This is a genomic window from Nocardioides sp. (genome assembly GCF_035547795.1).
In the GTDB taxonomy this organism is placed as follows: Bacteria; Actinomycetota; Actinomycetes; order Propionibacteriales; family Nocardioidaceae; genus Nocardioides.
This window is the reverse complement of the sequence record NZ_DASZUF010000151.1, coordinates 1-26063: the sequence shown is the minus strand read 5'-3', so window position 1 is coordinate 26063 and position 26063 is coordinate 1. Positions and strand designations below refer to the sequence as shown.

25 protein-coding genes are annotated in these 26063 nt (G+C 71.7%); 18 read left to right on the top strand and 7 right to left on the bottom strand.

From position 1 onward, the window contains the following. Positions 1–190 (top strand): hypothetical protein (locus tag VHA72_RS10335; protein WP_325574894.1); only part of this gene is annotated, 190 nt, incomplete at its 5' end. Between the two features lie 376 nt (positions 191–566). Here the strand turns inward: VHA72_RS10335 and VHA72_RS10330 are convergent. Together VHA72_RS10330 and VHA72_RS10325 are read right to left on the bottom strand one after the other, a co-directional pair. After that, on the bottom strand, positions 567–1799 hold the full coding sequence (locus VHA72_RS10330) for a CynX/NimT family MFS transporter (RefSeq protein WP_325574892.1): 1233 nt from the start codon (positions 1797–1799) through the stop codon (positions 567–569). A gap of 48 nt (positions 1800–1847) precedes the next feature. Beyond that, positions 1848–3044, bottom strand: a complete 1197-nt coding sequence (locus VHA72_RS10325) for an MFS transporter (protein WP_325574890.1) — start codon at positions 3042–3044, stop codon at positions 1848–1850. A 53-nt stretch (positions 3045–3097) separates the two neighbouring features. Between VHA72_RS10325 and VHA72_RS10320 the strand changes: the two genes are divergently transcribed. From VHA72_RS10320 to VHA72_RS10270, 11 genes are all read left to right on the top strand, one after another. Further along, positions 3098–3835, top strand: coding sequence for a TIGR03936 family radical SAM-associated protein (locus tag VHA72_RS10320; protein WP_325574888.1), 738 nt, complete (start codon positions 3098–3100; stop codon positions 3833–3835). Positions 3836–4152: 317 nt separating this feature from the next. Beyond that, complete coding sequence (locus tag VHA72_RS10315) at positions 4153–7242, top strand: ribonuclease E/G (protein ID WP_325574886.1); 3090 nt, start codon at positions 4153–4155, stop codon at positions 7240–7242. 150 nt (positions 7243–7392) lie between these two features. Further along, complete coding sequence (gene rplU, locus VHA72_RS10310) at positions 7393–7695, top strand: 50S ribosomal protein L21 (protein ID WP_325574885.1); 303 nt, start codon at positions 7393–7395, stop codon at positions 7693–7695. 33 nt (positions 7696–7728) lie between these two features. Then, positions 7729–7983 (top strand): 50S ribosomal protein L27, encoded by a 255-nt coding sequence (gene rpmA, locus VHA72_RS10305; RefSeq protein WP_280610610.1) that lies wholly within the window; start codon positions 7729–7731, stop codon positions 7981–7983. A gap of 127 nt (positions 7984–8110) precedes the next feature. Beyond that, positions 8111–9655 carry a GTPase ObgE gene (gene obgE / locus VHA72_RS10300; protein ID WP_325574881.1) on the top strand — a complete coding sequence of 515 codons (1545 nt, stop codon included), beginning with the start codon at positions 8111–8113 and terminating at the stop codon, positions 9653–9655. Then, on the top strand, positions 9655–10764 hold the full coding sequence (gene proB / locus VHA72_RS10295; RefSeq protein ID WP_325574879.1) for a glutamate 5-kinase: 1110 nt from the start codon (positions 9655–9657) through the stop codon (positions 10762–10764). The genes obgE and proB overlap by 1 nt, the downstream gene beginning before the upstream one ends. Before the next feature lie 78 nt (positions 10765–10842). Then, positions 10843–12087 (top strand): inorganic phosphate transporter, encoded by a 1245-nt coding sequence (locus tag VHA72_RS10290; protein WP_325574877.1) that lies wholly within the window; start codon positions 10843–10845, stop codon positions 12085–12087. Continuing rightward, a complete protein-coding gene (locus VHA72_RS10285) occupies positions 12084–12365 on the top strand; it encodes a hypothetical protein (RefSeq protein WP_325574875.1) in 282 nt (93 codons plus the stop codon). Before VHA72_RS10290 ends, VHA72_RS10285 begins: the two co-directional genes overlap by 4 nt. Before the next feature lie 79 nt (positions 12366–12444). After that, positions 12445–13683: an inorganic phosphate transporter gene (locus VHA72_RS10280; RefSeq protein ID WP_325574873.1), complete on the top strand. Its 1239-nt coding sequence runs from the start codon at positions 12445–12447 to the stop codon at positions 13681–13683. Beyond that, positions 13680–14009, top strand: a complete 330-nt coding sequence (locus VHA72_RS10275; RefSeq protein WP_325574871.1) for a hypothetical protein — start codon at positions 13680–13682, stop codon at positions 14007–14009. Before VHA72_RS10280 ends, VHA72_RS10275 begins: the two co-directional genes overlap by 4 nt. A gap of 2 nt (positions 14010–14011) precedes the next feature. Then, entirely contained in the window at positions 14012–14320 is a 309-nt protein-coding gene (locus VHA72_RS10270) for a DUF3349 domain-containing protein (protein WP_325574869.1), read from the top strand. Between the two features lie 5 nt (positions 14321–14325). Here VHA72_RS10270 and ppk2 read toward each other — a convergent pair whose 3' ends face one another. Next, a complete protein-coding gene (ppk2, locus tag VHA72_RS10265) occupies positions 14326–15216 on the bottom strand; it encodes a polyphosphate kinase 2 (RefSeq protein WP_325574867.1) in 891 nt (296 codons plus the stop codon). Between the two features lie 75 nt (positions 15217–15291). Between ppk2 and VHA72_RS10260 the strand changes: the two genes are divergently transcribed. The 4 genes from VHA72_RS10260 to VHA72_RS10245 are packed head-to-tail and all read left to right on the top strand — an operon-like array spanning position 15292 to position 19107. Next, positions 15292–16473: a cysteine desulfurase family protein gene (locus VHA72_RS10260; RefSeq protein ID WP_325574865.1), complete on the top strand. Its 1182-nt coding sequence runs from the start codon at positions 15292–15294 to the stop codon at positions 16471–16473. Further along, a complete protein-coding gene (mnmA, locus tag VHA72_RS10255; protein WP_325574863.1) occupies positions 16470–17558 on the top strand; it encodes a tRNA 2-thiouridine(34) synthase MnmA in 1089 nt (362 codons plus the stop codon). Before VHA72_RS10260 ends, mnmA begins: the two co-directional genes overlap by 4 nt. After that, entirely contained in the window at positions 17555–18541 is a 987-nt protein-coding gene (locus tag VHA72_RS10250) for a uroporphyrinogen decarboxylase/cobalamine-independent methonine synthase family protein (RefSeq protein WP_325574861.1), read from the top strand. Before mnmA ends, VHA72_RS10250 begins: the two co-directional genes overlap by 4 nt. Positions 18542–18558: 17 nt before the next feature. After that, the gene (locus VHA72_RS10245; RefSeq protein ID WP_325574858.1) at positions 18559–19107 is read left to right on the top strand and encodes a type 1 glutamine amidotransferase domain-containing protein; all 549 of its coding nucleotides are present in this window, start codon (positions 18559–18561) and stop codon (positions 19105–19107) included. A 67-nt stretch (positions 19108–19174) separates the two neighbouring features. Here the strand turns inward: VHA72_RS10245 and VHA72_RS10240 are convergent, their stop codons facing one another. From VHA72_RS10240 to VHA72_RS10230, 3 genes are all read right to left on the bottom strand, one after another. Beyond that, entirely contained in the window at positions 19175–20749 is a 1575-nt protein-coding gene (locus tag VHA72_RS10240) for an MFS transporter (protein WP_325574856.1), read from the bottom strand. A 5-nt stretch (positions 20750–20754) separates the two neighbouring features. Next, positions 20755–21381 (bottom strand): TetR/AcrR family transcriptional regulator, encoded by a 627-nt coding sequence (locus tag VHA72_RS10235; RefSeq protein WP_325574855.1) that lies wholly within the window; start codon positions 21379–21381, stop codon positions 20755–20757. Between the two features lie 135 nt (positions 21382–21516). Next, positions 21517–21789 (bottom strand): MerR family transcriptional regulator, encoded by a 273-nt coding sequence (locus VHA72_RS10230; RefSeq protein WP_325574853.1) that lies wholly within the window; start codon positions 21787–21789, stop codon positions 21517–21519. An 88-nt stretch (positions 21790–21877) separates the two neighbouring features. Here VHA72_RS10230 and VHA72_RS10225 point away from each other — a divergent pair, with 88 nt between their 5' ends. Both VHA72_RS10225 and ligA read left to right on the top strand, forming a co-directional pair. After that, positions 21878–22324, top strand: a complete 447-nt coding sequence (locus VHA72_RS10225; protein WP_325574851.1) for an Hsp20/alpha crystallin family protein — start codon at positions 21878–21880, stop codon at positions 22322–22324. A 172-nt stretch (positions 22325–22496) separates the two neighbouring features. Then, positions 22497–24689 (top strand): NAD-dependent DNA ligase LigA, encoded by a 2193-nt coding sequence (gene ligA / locus VHA72_RS10220; protein ID WP_325574849.1) that lies wholly within the window; start codon positions 22497–22499, stop codon positions 24687–24689. 357 nt (positions 24690–25046) lie between these two features. Here ligA and VHA72_RS10215 read toward each other — a convergent pair. Beyond that, positions 25047–26063 (bottom strand): hypothetical protein (locus VHA72_RS10215; RefSeq protein ID WP_325574847.1); only part of this gene is annotated, 1017 nt, incomplete at its 5' end.

The following is a 26063-nucleotide window of genomic DNA, read 5'->3' as shown; positions in this document are numbered from 1 at the left end:
CAGCGGGCTCGACAAGGACTGGCTGTGGGGCGACTGGGAGGACGCTCTCGCGGCCGGCCGCGGCGAGGCCATCGAGGTCGAGGACTGCCGCTGGACGCCCTGTTACGACTGCGGCGTCTGCCCGGAGATGGGCACCGAGATCCAGGTCGGCCCGACGGGGCAGAAGCTGTTGCCGCTCAGCGTGGTCTGAGCGCTGCTCGCGGCTCGCGCGCTGGTCGCGTGGACGTTCGCGGGCGCCCGACCGGTGTGAGCGGCTGGGCATGGGGGCGCGGGTGTGCCCTTTGCCGAGCCCCACCAGTCACCCCGGCTGCGTGCGCTGACCTGCAGCGCTGAGGCCGCGGCGACGCAAGATCGGGCCACGGTGCCGCGGGGATCTCGACGCGCTCGACGGAGCGGCCTTCAACGTCGGCATTGGTCGCGATGAGCTCGGCTCCTGGGCTCCAGCCGGAGTGGTCGAATGCCCACATGTCCCACACCACGTAGACGTGGAACACCCGCTGCTCGCCCTCGAAGCGCATGGCCGCCACGTTGATCGCGCGGCCGGGATGGCGCTGCCGGCTGCGCTGTCATGCGGAGCCGTTGAGTTCGTGCTCGACGGCCGCCCGCGCACCCGGGAGCTCGTCCTCCAGGCGACGCGGCCGGGAGGCGGCCAGGCCGGCGGCGTACTGCGGCACGCACAGCGCCAGCAGGACCAGCAGCGGGACCGTCCAGCCGCCGGTTGCGTCGTGGATCAGGCCGACGCCGAAGGGGCCGACGATCGCGATCAGGTAGCCCACCGACTGAGTGAAGCCGGAGAGCGCGGCCGTCCCAGCGGGCGTGTGGGCGCGCAGGCCGATCAGGGTGAGCACGAACGGGAAGGTGCACGAGCCGGTGCCCACGATCGCGGCCCACACCCACGCGCCGGAGTGGGGCGCGACCAGGAGTCCGACGTAGCCGACGAGGTAGCAGGCCATCAGAGCGGTCAGCAGCCCGCTGGGGTGGTGCAGCCGCGCAGTGAGCTGAGGGATCACCCAGGAGAGCGGGATGGTGATGCCCGTGATCACGCCGAGCAGGAGGCCGGCGGTGTGGGCGCTGAAGCCGTTGTCGCGGTAGAGCTCGGCGAACCAGCCGAAGATCGAGTACGCCTGCAGCGACTGCAGCCCGAAGAAGACCGCCATCGCCCACCCCAGTCGGGTACGGGCCACCTGTGCGCCGCGGATGGGACCGGCCTGGGCGTGGGTGCGATGCTCGCCGCGCAGCAGCCCGATCCACGGCACCGCCGCGACGAGGGCGGTCAGCGCCCAGACGAACAATCCGGCCCGCCAATCGGTGCCCGAGCCGCGCTGGGCGATCGGCACCGACAGCGTCGAGGCGGCGGTCAGGCCGAACGCGAGTGAGGTGGAGTAGAGCGCGGTGACGGCCCCGACCCGGTCGGGGAAGTGCAGCTTCACCAGCGAGGGCAACAGCACGTTGGCCGCGGCCATCCCGGCCAGCGACACGAACGAGAGCACCAGGAACACCAGCGGATCGTGCACCTGCGAGCGGCCGGCCAGTCCCGCGACGACACACAGCAGCGACCCGAACGCGAGCCGGTGCAGGCCCATCAGGGCCGCCAGCCGAGGTGCGAGCGCGCCGATGCTCGCGAAGGAGACGACCGGAAGGGCGGTGAGCAGTGAGGTCTCGACGCCGTTCATGTGCAGGCCGGCGGAGATCTCGTCGAGCAGGGGGCCGACGCTGACGGCGGCGGGACGCAGGTTGAACGCCAGCGCGACGATCCCGACCAGGACCAGGGCGCGCTGCCAGCGATGTTCGGAGCTCACCGGATGATCCAATCATCCGGCCCCGAACGATGTGCGGCCGGTCACCGGTCAGGAGCCGACGGCCACGCGGTCGCGCAGTTGGTCGTCGACGTACGCCTTCTTGGTCAGGCACGACGCCAACAGCGGCAGCGGCAGCGCCGTGACCAGGAGCGCGGCCAGTGGCCACCCCCAGCCGCCGCCGTGCAGGTGGAGCATGCCGAAGCAGAACGTGCCGGCCGCGGCCAGCAGGTAGCCGACGGCCTGCGCCACCCCGGCCAGTGACAGCGCCGCGTCGCGGGTACGGGCGTGGCGACCCACCAGCGCCAGGGACATCGGGAACAGCACCGTGCCGATGCCCAGCAGCACGGCCGCCGGGATCGCCAAGGTGCGCGGCGCGACCAGGAGCAGCAGGTCGGCGACCGGATAGGACAGCGCCACCCAGGCCATCAGCGGGCCCGAGCGCATCCGCAGGGTGATCGCGGAGGGCAGCCAGAGTGTGAACGGCAGCGAGGCGAGCGCCACCACCGCCAGCAGGACGCCGGCGCTGGTGGCGTGGAAGCCGTGCTGACGCCACAGCGTGGGGAACCAGCCCATCGCGACGTACATCTGGAGGAACTGCAGGCCGAAGAGCAGCGCCATCGCCTGGCAGGTGCGGGTGCGGATCATCTCGACCAGCGTGATCGAGCGCGGCTCCGGCCTGAGGTGCAGGTCGTGCCGGATCAGCCGCAGCCAGGGGATCGCCGCGACCAGAGCGAGCGCGCCCCAGAACGCAAGGCCGCTGCGCCAGCCGCCGTCGGCATGCGAGATCGGCGCGGTGAACACCGCGGCGAGCGCGAAACCGATGGCCAGCATGCGCGAGTACGGCGCGGCCAGGGTGGCCAGCCGGTCGGGGAAGTGCAGCAGCACCAGCGAGGGCAGCAGGACGCCCGCCGCGGCCATGCCCGCCAGCGCCAGCGTCGAGAGTGCCAGGAAGATCCACTGCTCGTCGGCCAGCGAGCGGGCGAACAGCCCGATCGAGATCGCGAACAGCGACAGCAGCGCGGCCCGGTGCAGCCCGAACGTGCGCGCCATCGCCGGCCCGATCGCGGAGAAGCAGGCAAACGCCAGCGCGGGCAGCGCGGTCAGCAGTGCCAGCTGCGGATGGGACAGGTGCAGGCCCCGGCCGATCTCGGGCAGCATCGGTCCCACGCTGGCCGCGGCGGCGCGCAGGTTGAGCGCCATCAGCACGATGCCGGCGAGGATGAGAGGCGAGGTACGACGGTTCACTGCCCGCATCCTTGCACCTCCGGGCGGTCGGCGCCTGCAGGTAACATCCTCGGGTGCGTGAACAGCCCGAACAGCAGGCCCCGCCGGTGCAGCGACTTCGGGTCCGGTACGCCAAGCGCGGCCGGATGCGGTTCACCAGCCACCGCGACTTCTCGCGAGCGTTCGAGCGGGCCGTCGTGCGCGCCCGGGTGCCGGTTGCCTACTCCTCGGGCTACAGCCCGCACCCCCGGATCTCGTACGCCGGCGCGTCGCCCACGGGCGCGGCCAGCGAGGCGGAGTACCTGGAGATCGGGTTGGCGTCGGTGGTGGAGCCGGCCGAGCTGCAGCGTCGGCTCGACGAGGTGATGCCGGTCGGACTGGACATCGTCGACGTGGTCGAGTCCGCGGGCGGCGCGCTCGCGGACCTGCTGCAGGCCAGCCGCTGGGTGATCGACCTGCCGCTGCCGCCGGCGGAGGTGGAGCCGGTGGTGCGGGCGTTCCTGGCCGCCGAGTCGGTGCCGGTCGAGCGGATGACCAAGCGCGGGATCCGGGAGTTCGACTGTCGGGCGGCGGTGCTGCACCTGTCGGTGAGCCCCGGCGACGGTGGCGCGAGGCTCGAGCTGACCCTGCGCCACCTGGAGCCGGCGGTCCGGCCCGACGACGTCCTCACCGGCCTGCGCGCGGTCGGTGGCCTCGACCTCGGTACCGCGCCGGCACTGCTCACCCGGCTCGCCCAGGGGCCGCTCGATGAGGCCTCCGGGCAGGTCGGTGACCCCCTGCATCCTGCGACGTCAACCGGATTTCGCGCCTGATGTGCGATACTCGCCTCGGTCGATGACGGGCCGGGGTGAGTGACAGTCACCCGCCGCCACCGATCCGACGACGTTCTCGCCGGTGCAGATTCTTGGGCCGGCACTCCGGGACGGCGATCGTCGCCAGCCCGCGACGCGGCCCTCGTCCAGAGGGCCCCGCGACCGCGGTAGGCAGTGCGATCGGTCGACCCGTTGACGCCTAGCGGCGGAGGGTGTCGCCGCCACCGACAAGCTTTGCGCCGCCGCGCACCGGCCTCCGGGCTGGCGGCGTACCGACCTGTCCGGCTGTGTATCCACACCGGACCGAGGAGTACGGCATGGCCGACGAGACCACCCTCGAGACCCAGAACGAGACCACCGCCACGCCCGAGGCCGCGCCCGCGGCGAAGAAGGCGGCGGCGAAGAGGACCACCGCCAAGAAGGCTGCCGCGAAGAAGGCGCCGGCCAAGCGGACCACCAAGAAGGCCGCCTCGCCGGCGGCCGACACGCCGGAGGGCGCCACCGCGCCAGCCACCGAGCCAGCCACCGAGGCGCCGGCCAAGAAGACCGCGGCGAAGAGGACGGCCGCCAAGAAGGCGCCGGCCAAGAAGACCACCGCCAAGCGGACCACGGCGAAGAAGGCTGCCGCGCGGACCGAGATCCCGGCCGAGGCGTCAGTTGAGACCGCGGCTGAGACGCTGACCGAGGCGTCCGCTGAGACCCTGGCCGAGACTCCGGCGAAGAAGGCCGCCACGAAGGCGCCGGCCAAGAAGACCGCCACGAAGCGGACGGCGAAGAAGGCTGCTGCGCCGACCGAGACGACCACCGGGCTCGAGCCCACCACCGAGCCCACCACCGAGCCCACCACCGAGGCGCCGAGCGAGGCCGCGACCCAGGACGCCGGCGCGGCGCCCGGCGTCCTGTTCCAGGTGCCGGAGAAGACCCCGCGCAAGCGCGCCGCCCGCAAGAAGGCCGCGCCCGCCGAGCAGCCCGCCGAGCAGCCCGCCGAGCAGCCCGCCGAGGACGAGGCCCCGGTCGAGGAGAGCGCGGCCGAGGAGCCCACCGAGCAGGAGCCCACCGAGCAGGAGGGCGAAGGGGACGGCGAGGGCGAGGCCACCCCGGCCCGTCGTCGTCGCCGGCGTGGCGGTCGCCGCCGCCGCAAGTCCGGCGACGCCACCGCCGAGGGAGGCGAGGAGGGCGAGGAGGACACCGAGGAGGAGTCCGAGAGCGGCGAGGAGCAGCCCGCCGAGTCCACCTCCTCGCGTCGTCGCCGCCGCCGTCGCCGCGCCGGCGAATCCGGCGGCGAGAACTCCGACGACCCGGAGAACACCGTCACCAAGGTGCGCGAGTCGCGCCCGCTGGAGCAGCAGATCACCGCCGTCTCGGGCTCCACCCGGCTGGAGGCCAAGAAGCAGCGCCGCCGTGAGGGCCGCGAGGCCGGCCGTCGCCGGGCGCCGATCGTGAGCGAGGCCGAGTTTCTGGCCCGGCGCGAGTCGGTCGAGCGCGTCATGGTCATCCGCCAGCGTGAGGACCTCACCCAGATCGGCGTGCTCGAGGACAAGGTCCTGGTGGAGCACTACGTTGCTCGCGAGTCGCAGACCAGCCTGATCGGCAACATCTACCTCGGCCGGGTGCAGAACGTGCTGCCCAGCATGGAGGCGGCGTTCGTCGACATCGGCAAGGGCCGCAACGCGGTCCTCTACGCCGGCGAGGTCAACTGGGCCTCACTGGGCTGGAAGGAGGGTCAGCCGCGCAAGATCGAGTCGGTGCTGAGCTCGGGCCAGACCGTGCTCGTCCAGGTCACCAAGGACCCGATCGGCCACAAGGGCGCCCGGCTCACCAGCCAGATCTCGCTCGCCGGCCGCTTCCTGGTCTACGTGCCCGACGGCACCACCAGCGGCATCTCCCGCAAGCTGCCCGACACCGAGCGCAACCGGCTCAAGACGCTGCTCAAGGAGATCGTCCCCGACACCGCCGGCGTGATCGTGCGCACGGCTGCGGAGGGGGCCTCCGAGGAGGAGTTGACCCGCGACGTCGAGCGGCTCAAGGCCCGCTGGGAGGACATCGAGGCCAAGGCCAAGGGCAATGCCCCGCAGCTCCTGTACGGCGAGCCCGACCTCACCCTCAAGGTCGTGCGCGACCTGTTCACCGAGGACTTCAGCAAGCTGGTCATCCAGGGCGAGGACGCCTGGGACACCGTCCAGGGGTACGTCGCCCACGTGGCTCCCGACCTCGAGGAGCGGCTGGAGCGGTTCGTGCCCGGCGAGGACGGCCGCGACGTCTTCTCGACGTACCGGATCGACGAGCAGATCGCCAAGGGCCTCGACCGCAAGGTGTGGCTGCCCTCCGGCGGGTCGCTGATCATCGACCGCACCGAGGCGATGACCGTCATCGACGTCAACACCGGCAAGTTCACCGGTTCGGGCGGCAACCTCGAGGAGACCGTCACCAAGAACAACCTGGAGGCGGCCGAGGAGATCGTGCGCCAGCTGCGGTTGCGCGACATCGGCGGCATCATCGTGGTCGACTTCATCGACATGGTGCTGGAGTCCAACCGCGACCTGGTGCTGCGCCGCCTGGTCGAGTGCCTGGGCCGCGACCGGACCCGCCACCAGGTCGCCGAGGTCACCTCGCTGGGCCTGGTCCAGATGACCCGCAAGCGGATCGGCACCGGTCTGCTGGAGGCGTTCTCCGAGACCTGCACGCACTGTCACGGCCGCGGCATCGTGATCCACGACCACCCGGTCGAGGAGGGCAAGAGCTCCGGCGTCGCGCCCGACGAGCCGCGCCGGGGCCGACGCCGCGGTGGCCGTGGCAGGAACGCCGCCGCCCAGGACACGGCCACCGGCCCGTCGCCGGAGTCGACGGAGACCGAGACCCCGCGTACGCCGACCCCCGCCGAGTTCGCCGCGATGGCCCGCCATCACGACGAGGAAGCGCCGGGCGAGGACGCCGCCGAGGCCCTGGACGCGGTCGAGGTCGAGGCCAGCGACGCCGTCGAGGCGCCGGAGCCGGCCGAGGCTGCCACCGTGGACGAGTTCAGCGTGGAGGAGCTCACCCCGGAGCCGGCCGAGCCCAGCGAGCCGTCCGCCGAGCCCGAGCCCCAGACCGAGGCGCCCACCGTCACCGTGGTCACCCGCCCCCGCGGCCGCCGTGGCGCCAGCCGGCCGGCCGGCGCCACCGCGGAGGTCGCGGCACCGGCCGCTGCCATCGTGGTCGAGGCCCCCGTCGTACCGGACGGGGAGGCGGCGCCGACGCCGGAGCCGCCGAAGGTGATCACCCGCACCCGGCGCGGGGCCAGCAGGTCGGTGACGACGCCCGCGCCGTCGGACGAGAGCGCTGAGCACGCGGGGCAGGAGCCGGGCGAGCACGACGAGCACCCGGTCGAGCACGTCCCGGTCAAGAAGAAGGGGCCGCGCAAGCGCTGAGCATCGGCGTTTTGCGCCCCGCTGAGCGCATCCGTAGTATTGAACCTCGGCGTGCGTAGGCGCGCTCGACGGCTGGCATCCCTCCTTCATCGCGGAGGACGAGGCGTGCCGCCGACCAGGTTTTGAGTTCGTAAGCAGAAGGAGACCGCGGTGTACGCGATCGTGAAGGCTGGCAGCACCCAGCAGAAGGTCGCCGTCGGCGACGTCATCGAGATCGACCGCGTCGACGGCGAGGCCGGCAGCTCGCTGACCCTCCCGGTCGTGCTCGTGGTCGACGGCGAGAAGGTCACCTCGACCGGCCTGGACAAGGCGTCGGTCAGCGCTGAGGTCGTCGGCGCCGCCAAGGGTCCGAAGATCATCATCCAGAAGTACAAGAACAAGACCGGCTACAAGAAGCGCCAGGGTCACCGGCAGAAGTACACCCAGGTCAAGGTCACCGCGATCAACGCCTGAGCGTCGATCACTCTCCCCTGAAGGACTGAAGAGATGGCACACAAGAAGGGTGCGGCGTCCACCAAGAACGGCCGCGACTCGAACTCCCAGCGCCTCGGCGTGAAGCGGTACGGCGGCCAGCTGGTCAACGCCGGTGAGATCATCGTCCGCCAGCGCGGCACCCACTTCCACCCGGGTGCCGGCGTCGGTCGCGGTGGCGACGACACCCTGTTCGCGCTGCAGGCCGGCGCGGTCGAGTTCGGCACCCGCCGTGGCCGCCGCGTGGTCAACATCGTTCCGCAGGCCTGACCTCGAGTCGGGACTTTTGCACGATTGAGTCGGGAGTTTCGGCCGATGGGCCGAGACTCCCGATCGTCATTTTGCGCACGATTCCCCGACTCACACGTGAAATTTCCCCTATTCAACGGAGGCTGCCATGGCTGTGCCCACCTTCGTCGACCGCGTGACGCTGCATGTCAGCGCCGGGCGCGGTGGGCACGGTGTCGCCTCCGTGCATCGTGAGAAGTTCAAGCCGCTCGGCGGCCCCGACGGCGGCAACGGCGGCCCCGGTGGATCGGTCATCCTGCGCGTCGACCCCGACGTCACCACCCTGATCGACTACCACCACAGCCCCAAGCGCAAGGCCGGCAACGGCGGCCAGGGCGCGGGCGGCCTGCGCAACGGCGCGCACGGAGAGGACCTGGTGCTGCCGGTCCCCGACGGCACCGTCGTCACCGACATGGCCGGCAACGTGCTCGCCGACCTGGTCGGCCCCGGCACCGAGCTGGTCGTCGCCGAGGGCGGCCGCGGCGGACTCGGCAACGCCGCCCTTGCCAGCAGCAAGCGCAAGGCTCCCGGCTTCGCGCTGCTCGGCGAGCCGGGGGAGGAGCGCCAGATCGGGCTGGAGCTCAAGGTCGTCGCCGACATCGGCCTGGTCGGCTTCCCCAGCGCCGGCAAGTCGAGCCTGATCGCCTCGATCTCCCGGGCGCGGCCCAAGATCGCCGACTACCCGTTCACCACGCTGGTGCCCAATCTCGGCGTGGTGCGCGCAGGCGACGTCACGTTCACCGTCGCGGACGTGCCCGGCCTGATCGAGGGCGCCGCCGAGGGGCGCGGGCTGGGGCATGAGTTCCTGCGCCACATCGAACGCTGCGCCGCGCTGGTGCACGTGGTCGACACCGCCAGCATCGAGCCGGGCCGCAACCCGGTGGACGACCTGGCCGTCATCGAAGGCGAGCTGGCCCGCCACGGCGGCCTGGAGGACCGGCCCCGGCTGGTGGCGCTCAACAAGGTCGACGTCCCCGACGGGCGCGACCTGGCCGACATCACCCGCGCCGACATCGAGGCCCAGGGCTACCGCGTCTTCGAGATCTCCGCGGCCTCCGGCGAGGGCACCCGCGAGCTGGTCTTCGCGATGGCCGAGCTGGTCGCCGCCTCACGTCAGGAGCGGCCCGCCGTCGTACCCCAGCGGATTGTGCTACGCCCGCACGAGGGCAAGGGCGGCAAGGAGTTCACCATCACCCGGACGCAGGACGGGTACGTCGTGCGCGGCGCCAAGCCCGAGCGCTGGGTCCGCCAGACCGACTTCTCCAACGAGGAGGCGGTGGGCTTCCTCGCCGACCGGCTCAACCGGCTCGGCGTCGAGGTCGAGCTGGTCAGGCTGGGGGCCGAGGAGGGCGACACCGTCATCATCGGCCCGGCAGAGAACGCCGTCGTCTTCGACTTCCGGCCCTCCATCGAGACCGGTGCCGAGATGCTCGGCCGGCGTGGCGAGGACCAGCGCTTCTACGAGGAGCGGCCCGCCGCCAGCCGCCGCCGGGCGATCCAGGAGGGGATGGCCGACCGCGCCGAGGGCGAGACCCGGGCCGACGTCGCCCGCCGGCTCGACGCCGGCCCGGTGTCCTACCAGATCGGCTCGGACGAGGACCCCGACTGGGCCGCCTACGACGACACCGAGACCGAGAGCGCCGAGGACGAGTGATGCGCCAGGACGTCCTCGACGCCCACCGGATCGTGGTCAAGGTGGGCTCCTCCTCGCTGACCACCGTCGACGGCGGGATCGACCCGGCGCGGCTCGCCGCGCTGGTCGACGTACTCGCCGCGGTGCGGGCGCGCGGGGCCGAGGTCGTGCTGGTCTCCTCCGGCGCGATCGCGGCCGGGCTGGCACCGCTCGGCCTCCCTCGGCGCCCGCGGGCACTGGCGGCGCAGCAGGCGGCGGCGTCCGTCGGTCAGGGGCTGCTGGTGCACAGCTACACCGAGGAGCTGCGTCGGCACGGTCTCATCGCCGGGCAGGTGCTGCTCACCGTCGACGACGTGACCCGGCGCAGCCACTACCGCAACGCGTCCCAGACATTCACCACGCTGCTCGAGCTGGGCGTGCTGCCGATCGTCAACGAGAACGACACCGTGGCCACCTCCGAGATCAGGTTCGGCGACAACGACCGGTTGGCCGCGCTGGTGGCGCACCTGGTCCACGCCGACCTGCTGGTCCTGCTCAGCGATGTCGAGGGCCTGTACGACGCGCCGCCGTCCCACCAGGGTGCGAAGCTGATCGGCGAGGTCGACTCGCTCGCGGACCTGGCCCACGTCATCGTCGGTAAGGCCGGCTCGGCGGGCGTCGGGACCGGCGGGATGGTCACCAAGCTGGAGGCGGCCCGGATCGCCGTCGAGGCCGGCATCCCGGTGGTGCTCACCTCGGCCTCGCTCGCCGGCGAGGCGCTGGCCGGGAAGGACGCCGGCACGCTCTTCAAGGCGACCGGACGGCGCCGGCCCAGCCGGCTGCTGTGGCTCAAGCACGCCACCGAGCCGCTCGGCTCGATCGCGCTGGACGCGGGCGCCGTGCGCGCCGTGGTCGAGCGCCGCGCCTCGCTGCTGGCGGCCGGAATCACCGGCTGCGCCGGCGGGTTCCACGCCGGCGACCCGGTCGACCTGGTCAGCCCCGACGGCGTCGCGGTGGCACGCGGGCTGGTCAACTTCGACGCCGACGAGCTGCCCCGGCTGCTGGGCCGCAACTCCCACGACCTCGAGGCCGAGCTCGGGTCGTCGTACGCGCGCGAGGTCATCCACCGCGACGACATGGTGCTGCTGTAGCGCTGGCCAAGATGAACACTTGGCAAACTGACCGCCCCGAATTCGTGTCGCGGCCTTGAACAAGGGCACTCTCGTGCCGTGAGCGCAGAGACCCTCGCACTGCTGCTGGTCATCGTGACCGCACTGGGATTCGACTTCACCAACGGGTTCCACGACACCGGGAACGCGATGGCCGCCTCGATCGCCACGGGGGCGCTCAGGCCGCGGGTCGCGGTGGCGCTCTCGGCGGTGATGAACCTGCTCGGGGCGTTCCTGTCCGTCGCCGTCGCACTGACGGTCACCAACGCGGTGGTCAAGACCTTCGACAGCAATGCCACGTCGGCCGGGCATGCCCTGACGGTGCCCGGCGACGAGCTGCTCGCCATCGTGCTCGCCGGGCTGATCGGCGGGATCGTGTGGAATCTGCTGACCTGGCTTCTCGGTCTGCCCTCCAGCTCCTCGCACGCGCTGCTGGGCGGCCTGGTCGGGGCCACCATCGTCAGCCGCGGCTGGGAGGGCGTGAACTGGGTCGGCGACGGCACCAAGCTCGACGGGGTGGTCGGGAAGATCCTGCTGCCCGGGGTGGCCAGTCCGGTCGTGGCCGCCGTCGTGGCCGGTCTGGGCACCTTCGCCGTGTTCCGGATCGTCGCCGGGATCGCGCTCCACCGGCTGAACCGCGGCTTCCGCTGGGGCCAGGTCGGCACCGCCTCGCTGGTCAGCCTGGCGCATGGCACCAACGACGCGCAGAAGACGATGGGCGTGATCACGCTGGCGTTGATCGCGACCGGACACTGGGATCACCTGGACTCGATCCCGCTGTGGGTCAAGGCGGTCTGCGCGGTCGCGATCGCGCTGGGCACCTACATCGGTGGCTGGCGGATCATCCGCACCCTCGGCAAGGGCCTGGTCGACATCGAGCCGCGCCAAGGCGTCGCCGCCGACGCCTCCACGGCCGCCGTCATCCTCGCCTCCAGCCACCTCGGCTTCGCGCTCTCGACCACCCACGTGGCCAGTGGCTCCATCGTCGGCACCGGGCTCGGAAAGCCCGGTGCCAGCGTGCGCTGGGCCACCGCGCGGCGGATGGTCGGCGGGTGGCTGCTGACGGTGCCGGCCGCGGCGATCGTCGGCGGCGCGATGTGGATCGTCGGGCATCTCTTCGGCCTGGCCGCGGGATCCGTCGTCGAGTTCCTCGTCCTGCTCGCGGTCGCGGGGTACCTCGTCGCGCGCTCGCGCCGGGAGGCGGTCGGCGCGCACAACGTCACCGACGCGTGGGAGGACGACCAGCCCTTGCCGTTGCCGGTGCCCAACGTCCCCGTCGACCTGGTCCAGGAGGTCGTCCCGTGAGCGGCGCGTTCGTCCACGACGTCCGCCTGGCCCTCGACGCCATCTGGAAGGTGCTGCTGGCCAGCGTGCTCCTCGGCGCCGGGCTGCCGGCGGTCTTCGCGCTGGCGATCCGGTCCCTGGCCGGCGGCCGGCTGGTGGTCGGCCGAGTGGTCGCCGGCGTACTGCTGCTGGTCGTGGCCTATGGCGTGGCATCGGGTCTGCTGTTCATCGTCGCCAGCGGGCAGGGCAAGGACATCTCGTTCGCCCACGTGATCCCAGTGATCTCCTCACCGTCGTGAGCGAACAGCAGCTGAACGCTCGCCGAACTCAACCGCGTGGATCTGTCGCGGCACGCTGGGGGCAGGTCACGCTCGTCGGGTGAGCGCAGAGACCTTGATCCTGGCGCTGGTCGTGGTGACCGCGCTGGGCTTCGACTTCACCAACGGGTTCCACGACACCGGCAATGCCATGGCGACCTCGATCGCCACCGGGGCGTTGAAGCCGAGGGTCGCGGTGGCGCTGTCCGCGGTGCTGAACCTCGCCGGGGCGTTCCTGTCCGTCGCCGTCGCCTTGACGGTGACCAACGCGGTCGTGCACATCCAGCAGAAGGACGGTACGCCGAGTCCGTCGCTGACCGCCGACGGCGGGCAGCAGCTGTTGATGCTGGTGCTGGGCGGTCTGATCGGCGCGATCGTGTGGAACCTGCTGACCTGGCTGCTGGGGCTGCCGTCGAGCTCCTCGCACGCCCTGTTCGGCGGACTGATCGGGGCGGCGATCGCCGCGCTGGGCTGGCACGGCGTGAACTGGGTGGGCGACGGCACCAAGCTCGGCGGCGTCGTCGGGAAGGTGATCCTGCCGGCCGTGCTGTCGCCGGTCGTCGCCTGCATCGTCGCGGCGGCGGGGACGTGGATGGTCTACCGGATCGTGCTCGGTGTCGCCGCACGGTTCACCGACAACGGGTTCCGCTGGGGTCAGATCGGCACCGCCTCGCTGGTCAGCCTGGCGCACGGCACCAGCGACGCTCAGAAGACGATGGGCGTCATCACGCTGGCGCTGATCGCCAGCGGGCACTGGCACTCCACGACCTCGATCCCGGTCTGGGTGAAGCTCGCCTGCGCGCTCGCGATCGCCACCGGGACCTATCTGGGCGGATGGCGGATCATCCGGACCCTGGGCAAGGGCCTGGTCGAGATCGAGCCGCCGCAGGGGATGGCCGCGGAGGCCTCCTCGGCCGCGGTCATCCTGGCCTCGAGCCACCTGGGCTTTGCGCTCTCGACCACCCACGTGGCCACCGGCTCGATCCTGGGCACCGGGCTCGGCAAGCCGGGCGCCGAGGTCCGCTGGGCCGTCGCCGGCCGGATGGTGATGGGCTGGCTGTTGACGCTGCCGGCGGCGGCGATCGTCGGTGCGGCGATGTACGGCATCGGGCATGTGTGCGGCGACGTCGGCGGCCCGGTGGTCGACGTCGCGATCATGCTCGGGCTCGCGGGCTACATCTACCTGCGTTCGCGTCGCAGCGCGGTCGGTGCCCACAACGTCAACGACGAGTGGGAGGGCATGCCGGCGTCTGGAGCCGCGGTCTCGGCGCCGGAGCTCACCAGCGGAGGTGTCGCATGAACGCGCTCGGCCACGACGTCCGGTTCACGCTGGAGGCGATCTGGAAGGTGCTGTTGGTCAGCGTCATCCTCGGAGCGGGCCTGCCCGCGATCTTCGCGCTCGGCATCCGCTCGCTCGCCTGGGGTACGCCGGCCGAGGGGTCGGCCCGTCACGACGGCACCGCCGCGATGGGCGCGAGCAGCGCCGCCGGTCGAGTGGTCGCGGGGATGCTGTTCCTCGTCGTGCTCTACTGCGTCGCGGCGGCGATCGTCTTCATCATCGCCACGGGCAAGGGCGACGACATCTCCTTCGCCCACGTCATCCCGACCATCAAGACGAAGGGCTGAGCATGGCCAAGGGCGTCTCCCGCATCCTCGAGTGGCTCCGAGCCGGCTACCCCGACGGCATCCCGCCACACGACTACCCGCCGGTCCTGGGGGTCTTGCGCCGGTCCTTGACCGAGACCGACATCGAGGAGATCGCCGACGAGCTCGCGCTGCAGTCGATCTCCAACGGCGCCGAGCCGGTGACCGCCGACCAGGTGCGGGCGATGGTGCGCGAGCACGCCTTCCAGTCGTGCACCGCGGACGACATGGCGCGGGTGAGCGCGCAGCTGGCCCGCGGCGGCTGGCCGCTCTCGGCCGACCTCCAGGACTGAGGCACCTAGTCTCCGACGGCCCGCTTGCCGCGCTGCACGATCAGTGGGTCGGGCTCGCCGACCACGGTCTCGTCCTTGCCGTCGTAGTCGAACTGGGACAGGAAGTAGCGCATCGCGCCGAGCCGGGCGCGTTTCTTGTCGTTGGACTTGATCGTGATCCACGGTGCCGTCTTGGTGTCGGTACGGCGGAACATCTCCTCCTTGGCCTCGGTATAGGCCTCCCACTTGTCCAGTGACTCCAGGTCCATCGGGGAGAGCTTCCACTGCCGGACCGGGTCGATCTGGCGGATGATGAACCGGGTGCGCTGCTCGGACTGGGTGACCGAGAACCAGAACTTCGTCACCGAGATGCCCGACTCCACCAGCATCCGCTCGAAGCGCGGCGCCTGGTCCATGAACGTCTCGTACTCCTCGTCGGAGCAGAAGCCCATCACCCGCTCGACGCCGGCGCGGTTGTACCAGGAGCGGTCGAACAGGACGAGCTCGCCGGCCGCCGGGAGGTGGGCGACGTAGCGCTGGAAGTACCACTGCGTCTGCTCGCGCTCGGTCGGCTTCACCAGTGCGACGGTGCGCGCATAGCGCGGGTTGAGGTGCTCCATGAACCGCTTGATGGTGCCGCCCTTGCCGGCGGCGTCGCGGCCCTCGAACAGCACGACGTGCCGGTGGCCGGTGCGCTGCTGCCAGTTCTGGAACTTGATCAGCTCGACCTGGAGGTCGTACTTCTGCACGTCGTACGCCGTCCGGTCGAGCCGTTCCTCGTAGGGATAGTTCTCCCGCCAGGTGTCGACCGCGCGGCCCTGTGGGTCGATCAGGATCGGGTCGTCGTCGTGGTCCTCGCCGATGGTGTGCCCGTCGGTCTGGAGGCGGTCGATGTAGGCACGCAGATCCTCGATCATGGCTCGCACGCTATGCCCGGTGGTTGAACGGCTGGTTACGGCGGCTCGCGGACCGCGCCGTAGGCTGGGACCGCCATGAGCCGCCCTGAGCAGAGGACCGTCTACCTCGACCACGCCGCCACCACGCCGATGGTGCCCGCGGCGGTGGCGGCCATGACCGCACAGCTGGGCGAGGTCGGCAACGCCTCGTCACTGCACGCCTCCGGACGGCGGGCGCGCCGGGTCGTGGAGGAGTCCCGCGAGACGATCGCCTCCGTGCTCGGCTGCCGCCCCGGCGAGGTGGTCTTCACCTCCGGTGGCACCGAGGCCGACAATCTGGCGCTCAAGGGCGTCTACTGGTCGCGCCGCGCCGCGGATCCCGGCCGCGTGCGGGTGCTGAGCACGGGCGTGGAGCACCACGCGGTGCTCGACCCGCTGCACTGGCTCGCCACGACCGAGGGCGCCGGCGTCGAGCTGCTCCCGGTCGACCGCGACGGTCGGCTCGTCGTCGACGCGCTGCGCGCGGCCCTGGAGCGGGACCCGTCCTCGGTCGCGCTGATCAGCGTGATGTGGGCCAACAACGAGGTCGGCACGCTCCAGCCGATCGCCGAGGTGGTCGAGCTGGCGGGCGAGTACGGCGTCCCGGTGCACACCGATGCCGTCCAGGCGGTCGGCGCCGTCCCGGTCGACTTCGCGGCCGCGGGTGTGGACGCGCTGACGCTGACCGGCCACAAGGTCGGTGGACCGTACGGCGTCGGCGCGCTGCTGGTCCGTCGCGAGCTGGGTGTGACCGCGCTGCTGCACGGCGGCGGCCAGGAGCGTGACATCCGCAGCGGCACCATCGACGTCCCGGCGATCGCGGGGTTCGCCGCCGCCGTCGAGCTCGCCGTCAAGGAGCAGGCGACGTACGCCGCCCGGGTCGGCGCCCTGCGCGACCGGCTGGTCCGGGGTGTGCTGGCCGCCGTGCCCGACGCCGAGCTGACCGGCTCGCCGGACCAGCGGCTGCCCGGCAACGCGCACTTCTCCTTCCCCGGCTGCGAGGGCGACTCGCTGCTGATGCTCCTGGACGCGCGCGGCATCGAGTGCTCGACCGGGTCGGCCTGCTCGGCCGGCGTACCCCAGCCCTCACACGTGCTGCTCGCCATGGGCCGCTCGGAGGCCGAGGCCCGCGGCTCGCTGCGGTTCTCGCTGGGGCACACCTCCACCGAGGCCGATGTCGACGCGCTCATCGAGGCGATCGGGCCCTGCGTCGAGCGCGCCAGGGCCGCTCGGGCATGAGGGTCATCGCCGCCATGTCCGGCGGCGTCGACTCGGCGGTCGCCGCGGCGCGCGCCGTCGAGGCCGGACACGACGTCACCGGGATCCACCTGGCGCTCGCGCGCAACCCGGCGTCGTACCGCTCCGGCGCTCGCGGCTGCTGCACCATCGAGGACGCCAACGACGCGCGCCGCGCCGCCGACGTGATCGGCATCCCGTTCTATGTCTGGGACCTCTCCGAGCGGTTCCACGAGGACGTGGTCGAGGACTTCATGGACGAGTACGCCGCCGGCCGGACGCCGAATCCGTGCCTGCGCTGCAACGAGCGGATCAAGTTCGCCGCGGTGCTCGACCGGGCGCTGGGGCTGGGCTTCGACGCGGTCGCGACCGGACACTACGCCGTGCTGCGGACCGGCGCCGAGGGCGTCGAGCTGCACCGCTCCGTCGACGCGGCCAAGGACCAGTCCTACGTGCTCGGCGTGCTCACCCAGGACCAGCTGCGGCACTCGCTCTTCCCGCTCGGCGACACGCCCAAGCCGCTGGTCCGCGCCGAGGCCGCCCGGCGCGGGCTGTTGGTGGCGGACAAGCCGGACAGCCACGACATCTGCTTCGTCGCCGACGGCGACAACGCCGGCTGGCTGCGCGAGAAGCTGGGGAACCGGCTGCCGAACACCGGCGGGGCGATCGTCGACGAGAGCGGCGCCGTGGTCGGCGAGCACGAGGGCACGGTCGGGTTCACCATCGGGCAGCGGCGCGGGCTGCGGCTCGGGGTGCCGGCGGCGGACGGGAGGCCACGGTTCGTGCTCGACATCGAGCCGGTCTCGGGGACCGTCACGGTCGGGCCGCGCGAACATCTCGCGGTCACCGGGATCAGCGGCATCAAGCCGCGCTGGTGCGGCGCCGCGCCGACGGCGCTCGAGGGCACCGTCCAGTTGCGTGCCCACGGGGGTGAGCACCGCTGCCGGGTCACGGTCGGTGAGACGGTCGAGATCGAGCTGCTGGACCCGGCGTACGGGATCGCGCCGGGGCAGGCGGCGGTCATCTACGACGGGACCCGCGTGGTCGGCTCGGCCACCATCGCCTCGACCCGGCGGGCCGCGGCATGACCACGCTCGCGACCGGGATCGGGTCGCTGCCGGGGGAGTCGTTCCCGGAGGCGGCCCGGATCGTGCTCGGCGAGCTGCCCGAGCTGCCGCATCTGCCCGAGGTGCCGGGCCGCGGCGTCGGCGCGGACATGGTCGGCCGGGCGCTGGCCGTCGTCGACGGGTTGGACGCCGACCTGCAGCCGGCCGGGTGGCGGCTGACCGGGTCCTCCGGCTCGCCCGGTGCGGACCAGCGTCGGGCGCGCTCGCTGCTGGGCCAGGACCTCGACGTGATGGAGGAGCTGGCCCACGGCTACCAGGGGGCGTTCAAGGTGCAGATCGCCGGGCCGTGGACGCTCGCCGCCACCGTGGAGCGGCCGCGCGGCGACCGGCTGCTGGCGGATCACGGGGCCCGTCGCGAACTCGCCCAGGCGCTGGCCGAGGGCGTGCGCACCCACGTGCGGGACGTACGCCGCCGGCTGCGCGACGTGACCCGCCTGGTCGTGCAGGTCGACGAGCCGGCGCTGGCGGCCGTGCTGGCCGGGCGGGTGCCGACCGCGAGCGGCTACGGGCGACACCGCAGCATCGACCGGCCGGAGGCTTCCCAGGCGCTGGCCTGGGTGCTCGGGGCGATCGCGGAGGAGGGCGCCGAGCCGTGGGTGCACAGTTGCGCGCCGGACACGCCGCTGGACCTGCTGCGGGGTGCGGGCGCCCGCGGGCTCGCCGTCGACCTGGCGCAGCTGGGCGCCCGCGACCACGACCAGCTTGCCGAGGCGTTGGAGGCGGGCGAGACCGTGGCGCTGGGCGTCGTACCGACGCACGAGGAGGACCTCTCGGACCGGACCGTCACCGAGCGGGTGCTGCGGTGGTGCGACATGGTCGGTCTGGACCCGCACGAGGTGGCCCTGGTCGTCACTCCGGCCTGCGGCCTGGCCGGAGCGAGCGCGGTGTGGGCGCGGCGGGCGATGACGCTGGTGCGCACCAGCGCCGCATCGCTGTCCGACTAGTCGGGTACCAGGCGCGCATGAGCTACCTGACCGGCAAGCGGGTCGCCATCATCGCGACCGACTTCTTCGAGGAACCCGAGCTGACCGAGCCCCGAGACCGGCTGCGCGAGAGTGGGGCCGAGGTGAAGGTCTACGCGAACAAGGCGGAGCCGATCCAGGCCATGAAGGGCGACACCGAGCCGACTCGGAAGGTGGAGGTCGACGGCACCTTCGACGACGTCGACCTCGAGGAGACCGACGTGCTCGTGGTGCCCGGCGGCACCGTGAACGCCGACCGGATCCGGATGGAGCCGAAGGCGCAGGACCTGGTCCGGGCGTTCGACCGGGCCGGCAAGCCGCTGGCGCTGATCTGCCACGGGCCCTGGCTGCTGGTCTCGGCCGGCTGCGCCGCCGGCCGGCGGCTGACCAGCTGGCCCAGCCTCGCCGACGACCTCCGCAACGCCGGTGCCACCTGGGTCGACGAGGAGGTCGTGGTCGACCGCAACCTGGTCACCAGACGCAAGCCCGACGACCTGCCGGCGTTCGTCGGAGCGATCGAGCGGCAGCTGACCGGCGCCTCCGCCTGAGCCGCCACAACGCCGAGCGGGCGCGGATCACCTCGATCCGCGCCCGCTCGCCGTACTGCTGGATGGATCAGCCCACGTGGACACCCTCGGGGCCGTCGGTGGCCAGTTCCTGGTGCTTCACGTTGAGGAAGATCCAGATGATCGCCGAGCCGACGATCGCCATCACCGAGCCGACCAGGAACGCCGTGGTGGCGCCGTGGGCGAAGACCTGGTGCTGGATCATGGCGAGCACGTCCGGCGACGGCTTGCCCTGACCGGCGGCCGAGGCCTTGGCGGTGATCGAGCTGGTGTCGCTGGTCATCACGTGCGTGGCCACGGTGGAGAGGATCGCCAGGCCGAGGGCGCCGCCGACCTGCTGCATGGTGTTGAGTACGCCCGAGCCGATGCCGGAGTCCTCGGGCCGTAGGTGGTGCACCGCGGTGAGCGTGACGGTCACGAACGTCAGGCCCATGCCGAACGACATGGTGACCACCCACGGGAAGACGTGACCCCAGTAGCTGCCGGCGACGTTGTGGATCGGCAGCGTGGTGTCGTGCGGGATGCGGGAGAAGCCCCACAGCGAGACGGCGGCGATCAGGGTGCCGATCCCGGCCAGGTAGCGCGGGTCGATCCGGTTGACCAGGTTGGAGGCCATCGTGGCCGCGAAGACCATGCCGACGCAGAAGGGCAGGAACGCGACACCGGTGTGCAGCGGGCTGTAGCCCTTGACCAGTTGGACGTACTGCGAGAGGTAGAAGAACATCGCGAACATCGCCGCGGGCAGCAGCATCATCGCCACGAACGACGAGGCGCGGCTGCGGTGGGCGAAGACCCGGAACGGCAGCAGCGGGTGCTCCACCCGGCTCTCGATGACCGCGAAGATGCTCAGCAGCGCCACGCCGGCGATCAGGAAGGCGATGGTCTGACCGTCGCCCCAGCCGTCGCTGCCGGCGCGGGTGAGGCCGTAGACGACGGCGAGCAGGCCGCCGGTGCCGGTCAGGGCGCCGGGGACGTCGAGCCAGCCGGTGTGCCGCTCGGACTCGGCCAGCAGCATCGGGGCCACGATCGCCGCGATGATCCCGATCGGGACGTTGATCAGGAAGGTCAGCCGCCAGCCGTCGATGCCGAGCCCGAAGACGCCGTCCAGACCGGTCAGCCAGCCGCCCAGGATCAGGCCGACCGCCGCGCCGACACCGGACATCGCGGCGTACACAGCGAAGGCGCGGTTGCGCGCCGGGCCGGCCGGGAACGTCGTGGTGATCAGCGCGAGCGCCGAGGGGGCGGCCAGCGCCGCACCGGACCCCTGGACGCCGCGGGCGATGAGCAGGATGGCCTCGTTGCCGGCGATCCCGCCGACGAGCGAGGCGACGGCGAACAGGACCAGGCCGGCCATGAAGACCCGGCGGCGGCCGTAGAGGTCACCGAGTCGGCCGCCGAGGAGCAGCAGGCCGCCGAAGGTGAGCGAGTAGCCGGTGACGACCCAGGTCAGGGTCGCGGTGGAGAAGTGCAGGTCCTTCTGGATGAAGGGCAGGGCGATGTTGGCGATCGTCGAGTCGAGCACCACCATCAGCTGCGCGATGCAGATGAGCACGAGTGCCCATCCGAGGTGGCGCTGCCGACGGGGGGTGGTCTCCTCGACCGCCGCGATCTCGGTTGCGGTCATCGGGTTCAGTCCTTGGCTTCGTGGGCGGGATTCTGGATTGCTGCGGGGAGGATGATCTGGTCGATCACCCGGGTGATCAGGTCCTCGTCCGGGAGTTGCCCGAGGACGAAGACGCGGTGGAGTACGACGCCCGCCAGCGCGGGTTCGAGCAGATCGAGGTCGACGTCGGGACGCAGTTCGCCGCGCTCGCGAGCGCGTTCCCACACCGCCCGGGTGGCGGCGAGCTTCGGGCCGACCACGTCGCGGCGGAACGCCTCGGCGAAGTCGGGGTCGCGGGTGACGGCGGTGACCACCGCGCTGAAGATCGCCACCGTCTCCGGGTCGTTGAGCCCGCCCATGCCGCAGAACGCGGCCTGCAGGTCGGTGCGCAGGCTCCCGGTGTCGGGCACCGCGTCCTTCTCCTCGCTGTGCGGACCGTGCTGGCTGTGCAGTGCGTCGATGACCAGGCTGACCTTGTTGGTCCAGCGGCGGTAGAGCGTCGCCTTCGACGCCTTCGCCCGGGTGGCGACGGCGTCCATGGTGAGCCGGTCGTAGCCGACCTCGGCAAGGATCTGGAGCGTGGCGTCCAGGATCTCCTGCTCACGGTCGCCCGCGACGCGGGGGCGGTGGTGCAGGGCGCGGGCCAGGTTCACGGCGTGTCTTCCCTTGGTTTACCTCGATGAAACGAAACGGTTCCGTTTCACCTATGGAGAAGACAGTACGACGTCGTTTCATTCCGGCCAAATGGAATTTCTCTGATCTGTCTAGACCGGTTCCTCGACGGTCGTTCAGCGGCGCCGGTCGAGGCGGTCGCGCAGGGTCGCGTTCTCCGCCTCCAGGCTGAGGACCAGCTCGATCCCGGCGAGGTTGAGGCCGGCGCCGAGCAGCTCGGTGATGCGCCGCAGCCGGACGATGTCGGCCTCGCTGTAGAGCCGGGTGCCGCCGGTGGTGCGCTGGGGCTCGACCAGGCCGCGCTTCTCGTAGGCGCGCAGGTTCTGGATGCCGGTCCCGACCAGGTCGGCCGCGACCGAGATCGCGAAGAGTCCCTGCTCGTCCGTCATGGTCTTGCCTCCTGGTGTCCGTTGCGCTATAGAAAATATATAGCAGCCAACATAGATCGGCTGCACGAGAACCATCGGAGGTGAACGCATGTTGATGCGTACCGACCCCTTCCGCGACTTCGACCGGCTCGCCCAGCAGATCCTGGGCGTCGGCACCACCTCGCGTCCGGCGATCATGCCGATGGACGCGTGGCGCGAGGGCGACACGTTCGTGATCGAGTTCGACATGCCCGGCATCGCGCTGGACACGCTCGACCTCGACGTCGAGCGCAACGTGCTGACGGTGAAGGCCGAGCGCCCGGCTCGCAACGGCGACTGGGAGCCGCTCGCCTCGGAGCGCCCGCGGGGCCTGTTCAGCCGTCAGCTCGTGCTGGGCGACAACCTCGACCTCGACCACGTCGAGGCGTCGTACGACGCGGGCGTGCTGCAGCTGCGGATCCCGGTCGCGGAGAAGGCGCGCCCGCGCAAGATCGAGGTCAAGGGCGTCTCGTCGACGGCCGCGATCAGCGCGAAGCAGGAGCAGCCGGTCAGCTGATCTCTGGTGACCTCGGCTGGCACGGAACGCGTCACATCCTCGGTGGCGGCCTCGATCACGCATCGGGGCCGCCACCGGGTCGTTGGGTGGGTCGTTGGGTGGGTCGTCGGGCAGGTCCTCCGGTGGGTCATCGGGTGGGTCGTTGTCGGTGCCACACGGCAAGATGTGTTCCATGAGCGAGACGACGCCGGCCGACCTGCATGCGGAGCTGGCCGCCCGGATCGAGGCGGCCTCCGACGCCTACTACCGCGACGGCACCTCGCCGCTGAGCGACGCCGAGTACGACGCGCTGCTGCGCCAGCTCGGCGACCTGGAGGAGCAGTACCCCGCGCTCGTCTCCGCCGACAGCCCCACGCAGCGGGTGATGGGGCACGCCTACACCGACTTCGCGTCGTACGACCATCTGCAGCGGATGGAGAGCCTCGACAACGCCTTCTCCCTGGAGGAGGTGGCGGGATGGTACGACCGGGTCGTGCGCGACGCCGGCACTCACCCGGAGCTGCTGTGCGAGGTCAAGTTCGACGGGTTGGCGATCAACCTGCTCTACGAGGACGGTCGGCTGACCCGGGCGCTGACCCGCGGCGACGGGCGCACCGGCGAGGACGTCACGCCCAACGTGCGCACCATCGAGGGCGTGCCGCACCGGTTGACCGGCACCGCGGAGCATCCGGTGCCGAAGCTGATCGAGGTGCGTGGGGAGGTCTACCTGCCGACCGCCCGCTTCGAGGAGATCAATGCCGAGCAGGAGGCCGCCGGCAAGCCGCTGTACGCCAACGCCCGCAACACCGCGGCCGGCTCGCTGCGGCAGAAGGACCCGGCCATCACTGCCGCGCGCCGGCTCGCGATGGTCTGCCACGGTGTCGGCGCTCGGGACGGCTTCGAGCCGGTCTCGCAGTCGCAGGCGTACGCCGTGCTCGCCTCGTGGGGCCTGCCGATCTCGGACAAGGTGAAGGTGCTGCCCGACCTCGGGGCGGTGGAGGAGTACATCGCCTACTTTGCCGAGCACCGGCACGACCCCGAGGTGCTCAGCCACGAGATCGACGGCGTGGTGATCAAGGTCGACCAGGTCGGGCTTCAGCGCCGGCTCGGCTCGACCTCGCGCGCGCCGCGCTGGGCGATCGCGTACAAGTACCCGCCGGAGGAGGTCAACACCAAGCTCCTCGCTATCGAGGTCAACACCGGCCGGACGGGCCGGGTCACGCCGTACGGCGTGATGGAGCCGGTCAAGGTCGCCGGCTCGACGGTCGAGATGGCGACGCTGCACAACTTCTACGAGGTCGCCCGCAAGGACGTCCGCCCCGGCGACACGATCGTGCTGCGCAAGGCCGGCGACGTCATCCCCGAGATCCTCGGCCCGGTGCTCGCGCTGCGGCCGGAGGGGCTGCCGGAGTGGGTCCCGCCGACGGTGTGCCCGGCCTGCGGCACCGACCTGGTCGAGCAGAAGGCGGGGGACAAGGACCGACGCTGTCCCAACCACCGCTACTGCCGGGCCCAGGTCATCGAGCGGGTCAACCACGTCGCCGGGCGCGGCGCCTTCGACATCGAGGGGATGGGCTATGAGGCGTGCGTGGCCCTGCTCGAGTCGGGAGCGCTGCGCAACGAGGGCGACATCTTCGACCTCGACGCCGCCGCGCTGCTCTCCACGCCGCTCTTCACCCGCGCACCGAAGAAGGGAGAAGAGAGTCCGCAGCTGTCGGCCAACGGGGAGAAGCTGCTGGCCAACCTGCGTGAGCGTCTCGACGTGCCGCTGTGGCGGGTCCTGGTCGCCCTCTCCATCCGCCACGTCGGCCCCTCGGCGGCGCGCGCCATCGCCAGGGAGTTCGGGTCGATGGCGGCGCTGCGTGAGGTGGTCAGCGTGGCGGACGCGGCGGTCTCGACGGACATCGACCCCGACGCCGACGAGGCCACACCCGACCGCGGCGATGCCGGTGACGCCGTCGGCACCGCGTCGGCGGAGGCGCTCCAGGCGCGCGCCAGGCTCGCCGAGATCGACGGTGTCGGTGGCGTCATCGCGGACTCGCTGATCGCGTGGTTCCGTGAGGAGTGGCACGTCGAGATCGTGGAGAAGTGGGCCGCCGCCGGCGTGGTGATGGCCGACCAACGCGACGAGACGGTGGAGCGCACGCTCGAGGGCCTCACCGTGGTCGTCACCGGATCCCTGGAGCGCTTCTCTCGTGACTCCGCCAAGGAGGCCATCATCAGCCGCGGCGGCAAGGCGGCCGGCTCGGTGTCGAAGAAGACCGACTACGTCGTGGTCGGCGAGAACGCCGGCTCCAAGGCTGCCAAGGCCGAGGAGCTGGGCCTGCGCATCCTGGACGAGGAGGGCTTCGTCGCGCTGCTGGAGGGTGGGCCGGAAGCGGTATGAGTGCTCGCGGGGCGGGTCGTCGTCCGCGGAAGGACGCGTATCGACATGCCGGTCCGGGCGGTTGACGCTTGTGCTGAGCGGCCCGGTTGCATCCGGTCTAGACGCTTGTCCGTGAGCAACCCCAGATTCGTCGCGGCTGAATGCTTGTCCGGGGAGCGGCCCCGGGTTGTGCCCCGGCTGAGCGTTTGTCCACTGTGCTCGGCTACGTGGCGGCGTGAACAATCCTTCAGTCCGGGGTGGGCACGCCCGCGGGTCGGGACATTCGTTCGGCGCGGCCGGCCGCCCGCCGCAGGACGCCGCTGCCGCCACGCCGCGACACCGCTCACGCCGCGACACCGTCTCAGACGGATCAGCCGCCTACGACTCGTTGTCGTTCCCGCTGACCCGGATCGGCGCGTCGGGGGAGAGCCGGACCGGAGTGGCCTGACAGGCCAGGGTGTCGGGGTCGCAGCTTTGCACCGTCCGGTCGTCGACGATCAGCAGGCGGCCGGTGGCTGTCCAGCCGAAGGCGCCGTACCGGAGCGTCGGCGCGGCGGTCTGCGCCCCGGTGGCGAGGTCGTAGACACGGGCGGGCTGGCCGCGGTAGCTGCAGCCGCCCTTCTCGGTGCAGACCGCCGTCGGCACTGTCAGCACGTGGGTGCCGTCGGTGGACAGGTGGGGCCAGCTGTCGGAGCCCGCGTCGAAGGTGTGCAGGACCCGTCCGGAGGACAGGTCGACCGCCTCGCTGACGCCGGTGCGAACGGGCACGATGTCGCGGCCGGCCCGAACCTCGGGCATGTACGTCGGCACCGACGTGCGCTCGACCTCGCCGGAGCGCCAGTGCACGTCGAGGAGCGTGTCGTCGACCCCGACATACACGTGGTCGCCGGAGAGTGCGACCGGCGGCGCCACCCAGCCACCCCAGGTGAACGAGCCGGTGATCGGGATCGAGGTCGCCACCCGGCCGGTGCGCACGTCGCGAAGCACGACCGTCCAGTGGTGGGCGTCGCTGCCGGCCTTGGCGTAGGCGAGGTAGGGCAGCGACGGGTCAGTGCCGGGCACGCGGTCGCCGAGCGCGAGCCGGAAGTCCGTGACGCTGCCGTCGGAGTGGGCCAGCCAGTAGTTGGAGTCCGGCGCATCCGTGTACGCCGTCGCACCCACGCGCACGAGCATGCCGGCGGAGGTGTAGTAGATCGCCTTCACCTGACCGGGGACGTGGGCGATCGCTCCGCTGCCGAGGTGGACGGTGCCGCCCTGGGCGACGGCCCACTCGGTGGCGGCGGGCGCCGTGGCGGGGTCGAGGGCGCCCGTGCCCCGGTGGTGGGGCAGGGCCGCATACCCGCCCGCGGCGACCACGACGGCGACGGCGAGGATGCCGCCGAGGACGCCGGTCCG

Coding starts and splice junctions, on each gene's coding strand:
- rpmA (WP_280610610.1), top strand. CDS start 7,729: ATGGCACACAAGAAGGGTGCGGCGTCCACCAAGAACGGCCGCGACTCG.
- VHA72_RS10275 (WP_325574871.1), top strand. CDS start 13,680: ATGAACGCGCTCGGCCACGACGTCCGGTTCACGCTGGAGGCGATCTGG.
- obgE (WP_325574881.1), top strand. CDS start 8,111: ATGGCTGTGCCCACCTTCGTCGACCGCGTGACGCTGCATGTCAGCGCC.
- VHA72_RS10230 (WP_325574853.1), bottom strand. CDS start 21,789: ATGACGGACGAGCAGGGACTCTTCGCGATCTCGGTCGCGGCCGACCTG.
- ligA (WP_325574849.1), top strand. CDS start 22,497: ATGAGCGAGACGACGCCGGCCGACCTGCATGCGGAGCTGGCCGCCCGG.
- mnmA (WP_325574863.1), top strand. CDS start 16,470: ATGAGGGTCATCGCCGCCATGTCCGGCGGCGTCGACTCGGCGGTCGCC.
- proB (WP_325574879.1), top strand. CDS start 9,655: ATGCGCCAGGACGTCCTCGACGCCCACCGGATCGTGGTCAAGGTGGGC.
- VHA72_RS10240 (WP_325574856.1), bottom strand. CDS start 20,749: ATGACCGCAACCGAGATCGCGGCGGTCGAGGAGACCACCCCCCGTCGG.
- VHA72_RS10260 (WP_325574865.1), top strand. CDS start 15,292: ATGAGCCGCCCTGAGCAGAGGACCGTCTACCTCGACCACGCCGCCACC.
- VHA72_RS10250 (WP_325574861.1), top strand. CDS start 17,555: ATGACCACGCTCGCGACCGGGATCGGGTCGCTGCCGGGGGAGTCGTTC.
- ppk2 (WP_325574867.1), bottom strand. CDS start 15,216: ATGATCGAGGATCTGCGTGCCTACATCGACCGCCTCCAGACCGACGGG.
- VHA72_RS10225 (WP_325574851.1), top strand. CDS start 21,878: ATGTTGATGCGTACCGACCCCTTCCGCGACTTCGACCGGCTCGCCCAG.
- VHA72_RS10315 (WP_325574886.1), top strand. CDS start 4,153: ATGGCCGACGAGACCACCCTCGAGACCCAGAACGAGACCACCGCCACG.
- VHA72_RS10245 (WP_325574858.1), top strand. CDS start 18,559: ATGAGCTACCTGACCGGCAAGCGGGTCGCCATCATCGCGACCGACTTC.
- VHA72_RS10270 (WP_325574869.1), top strand. CDS start 14,012: ATGGCCAAGGGCGTCTCCCGCATCCTCGAGTGGCTCCGAGCCGGCTAC.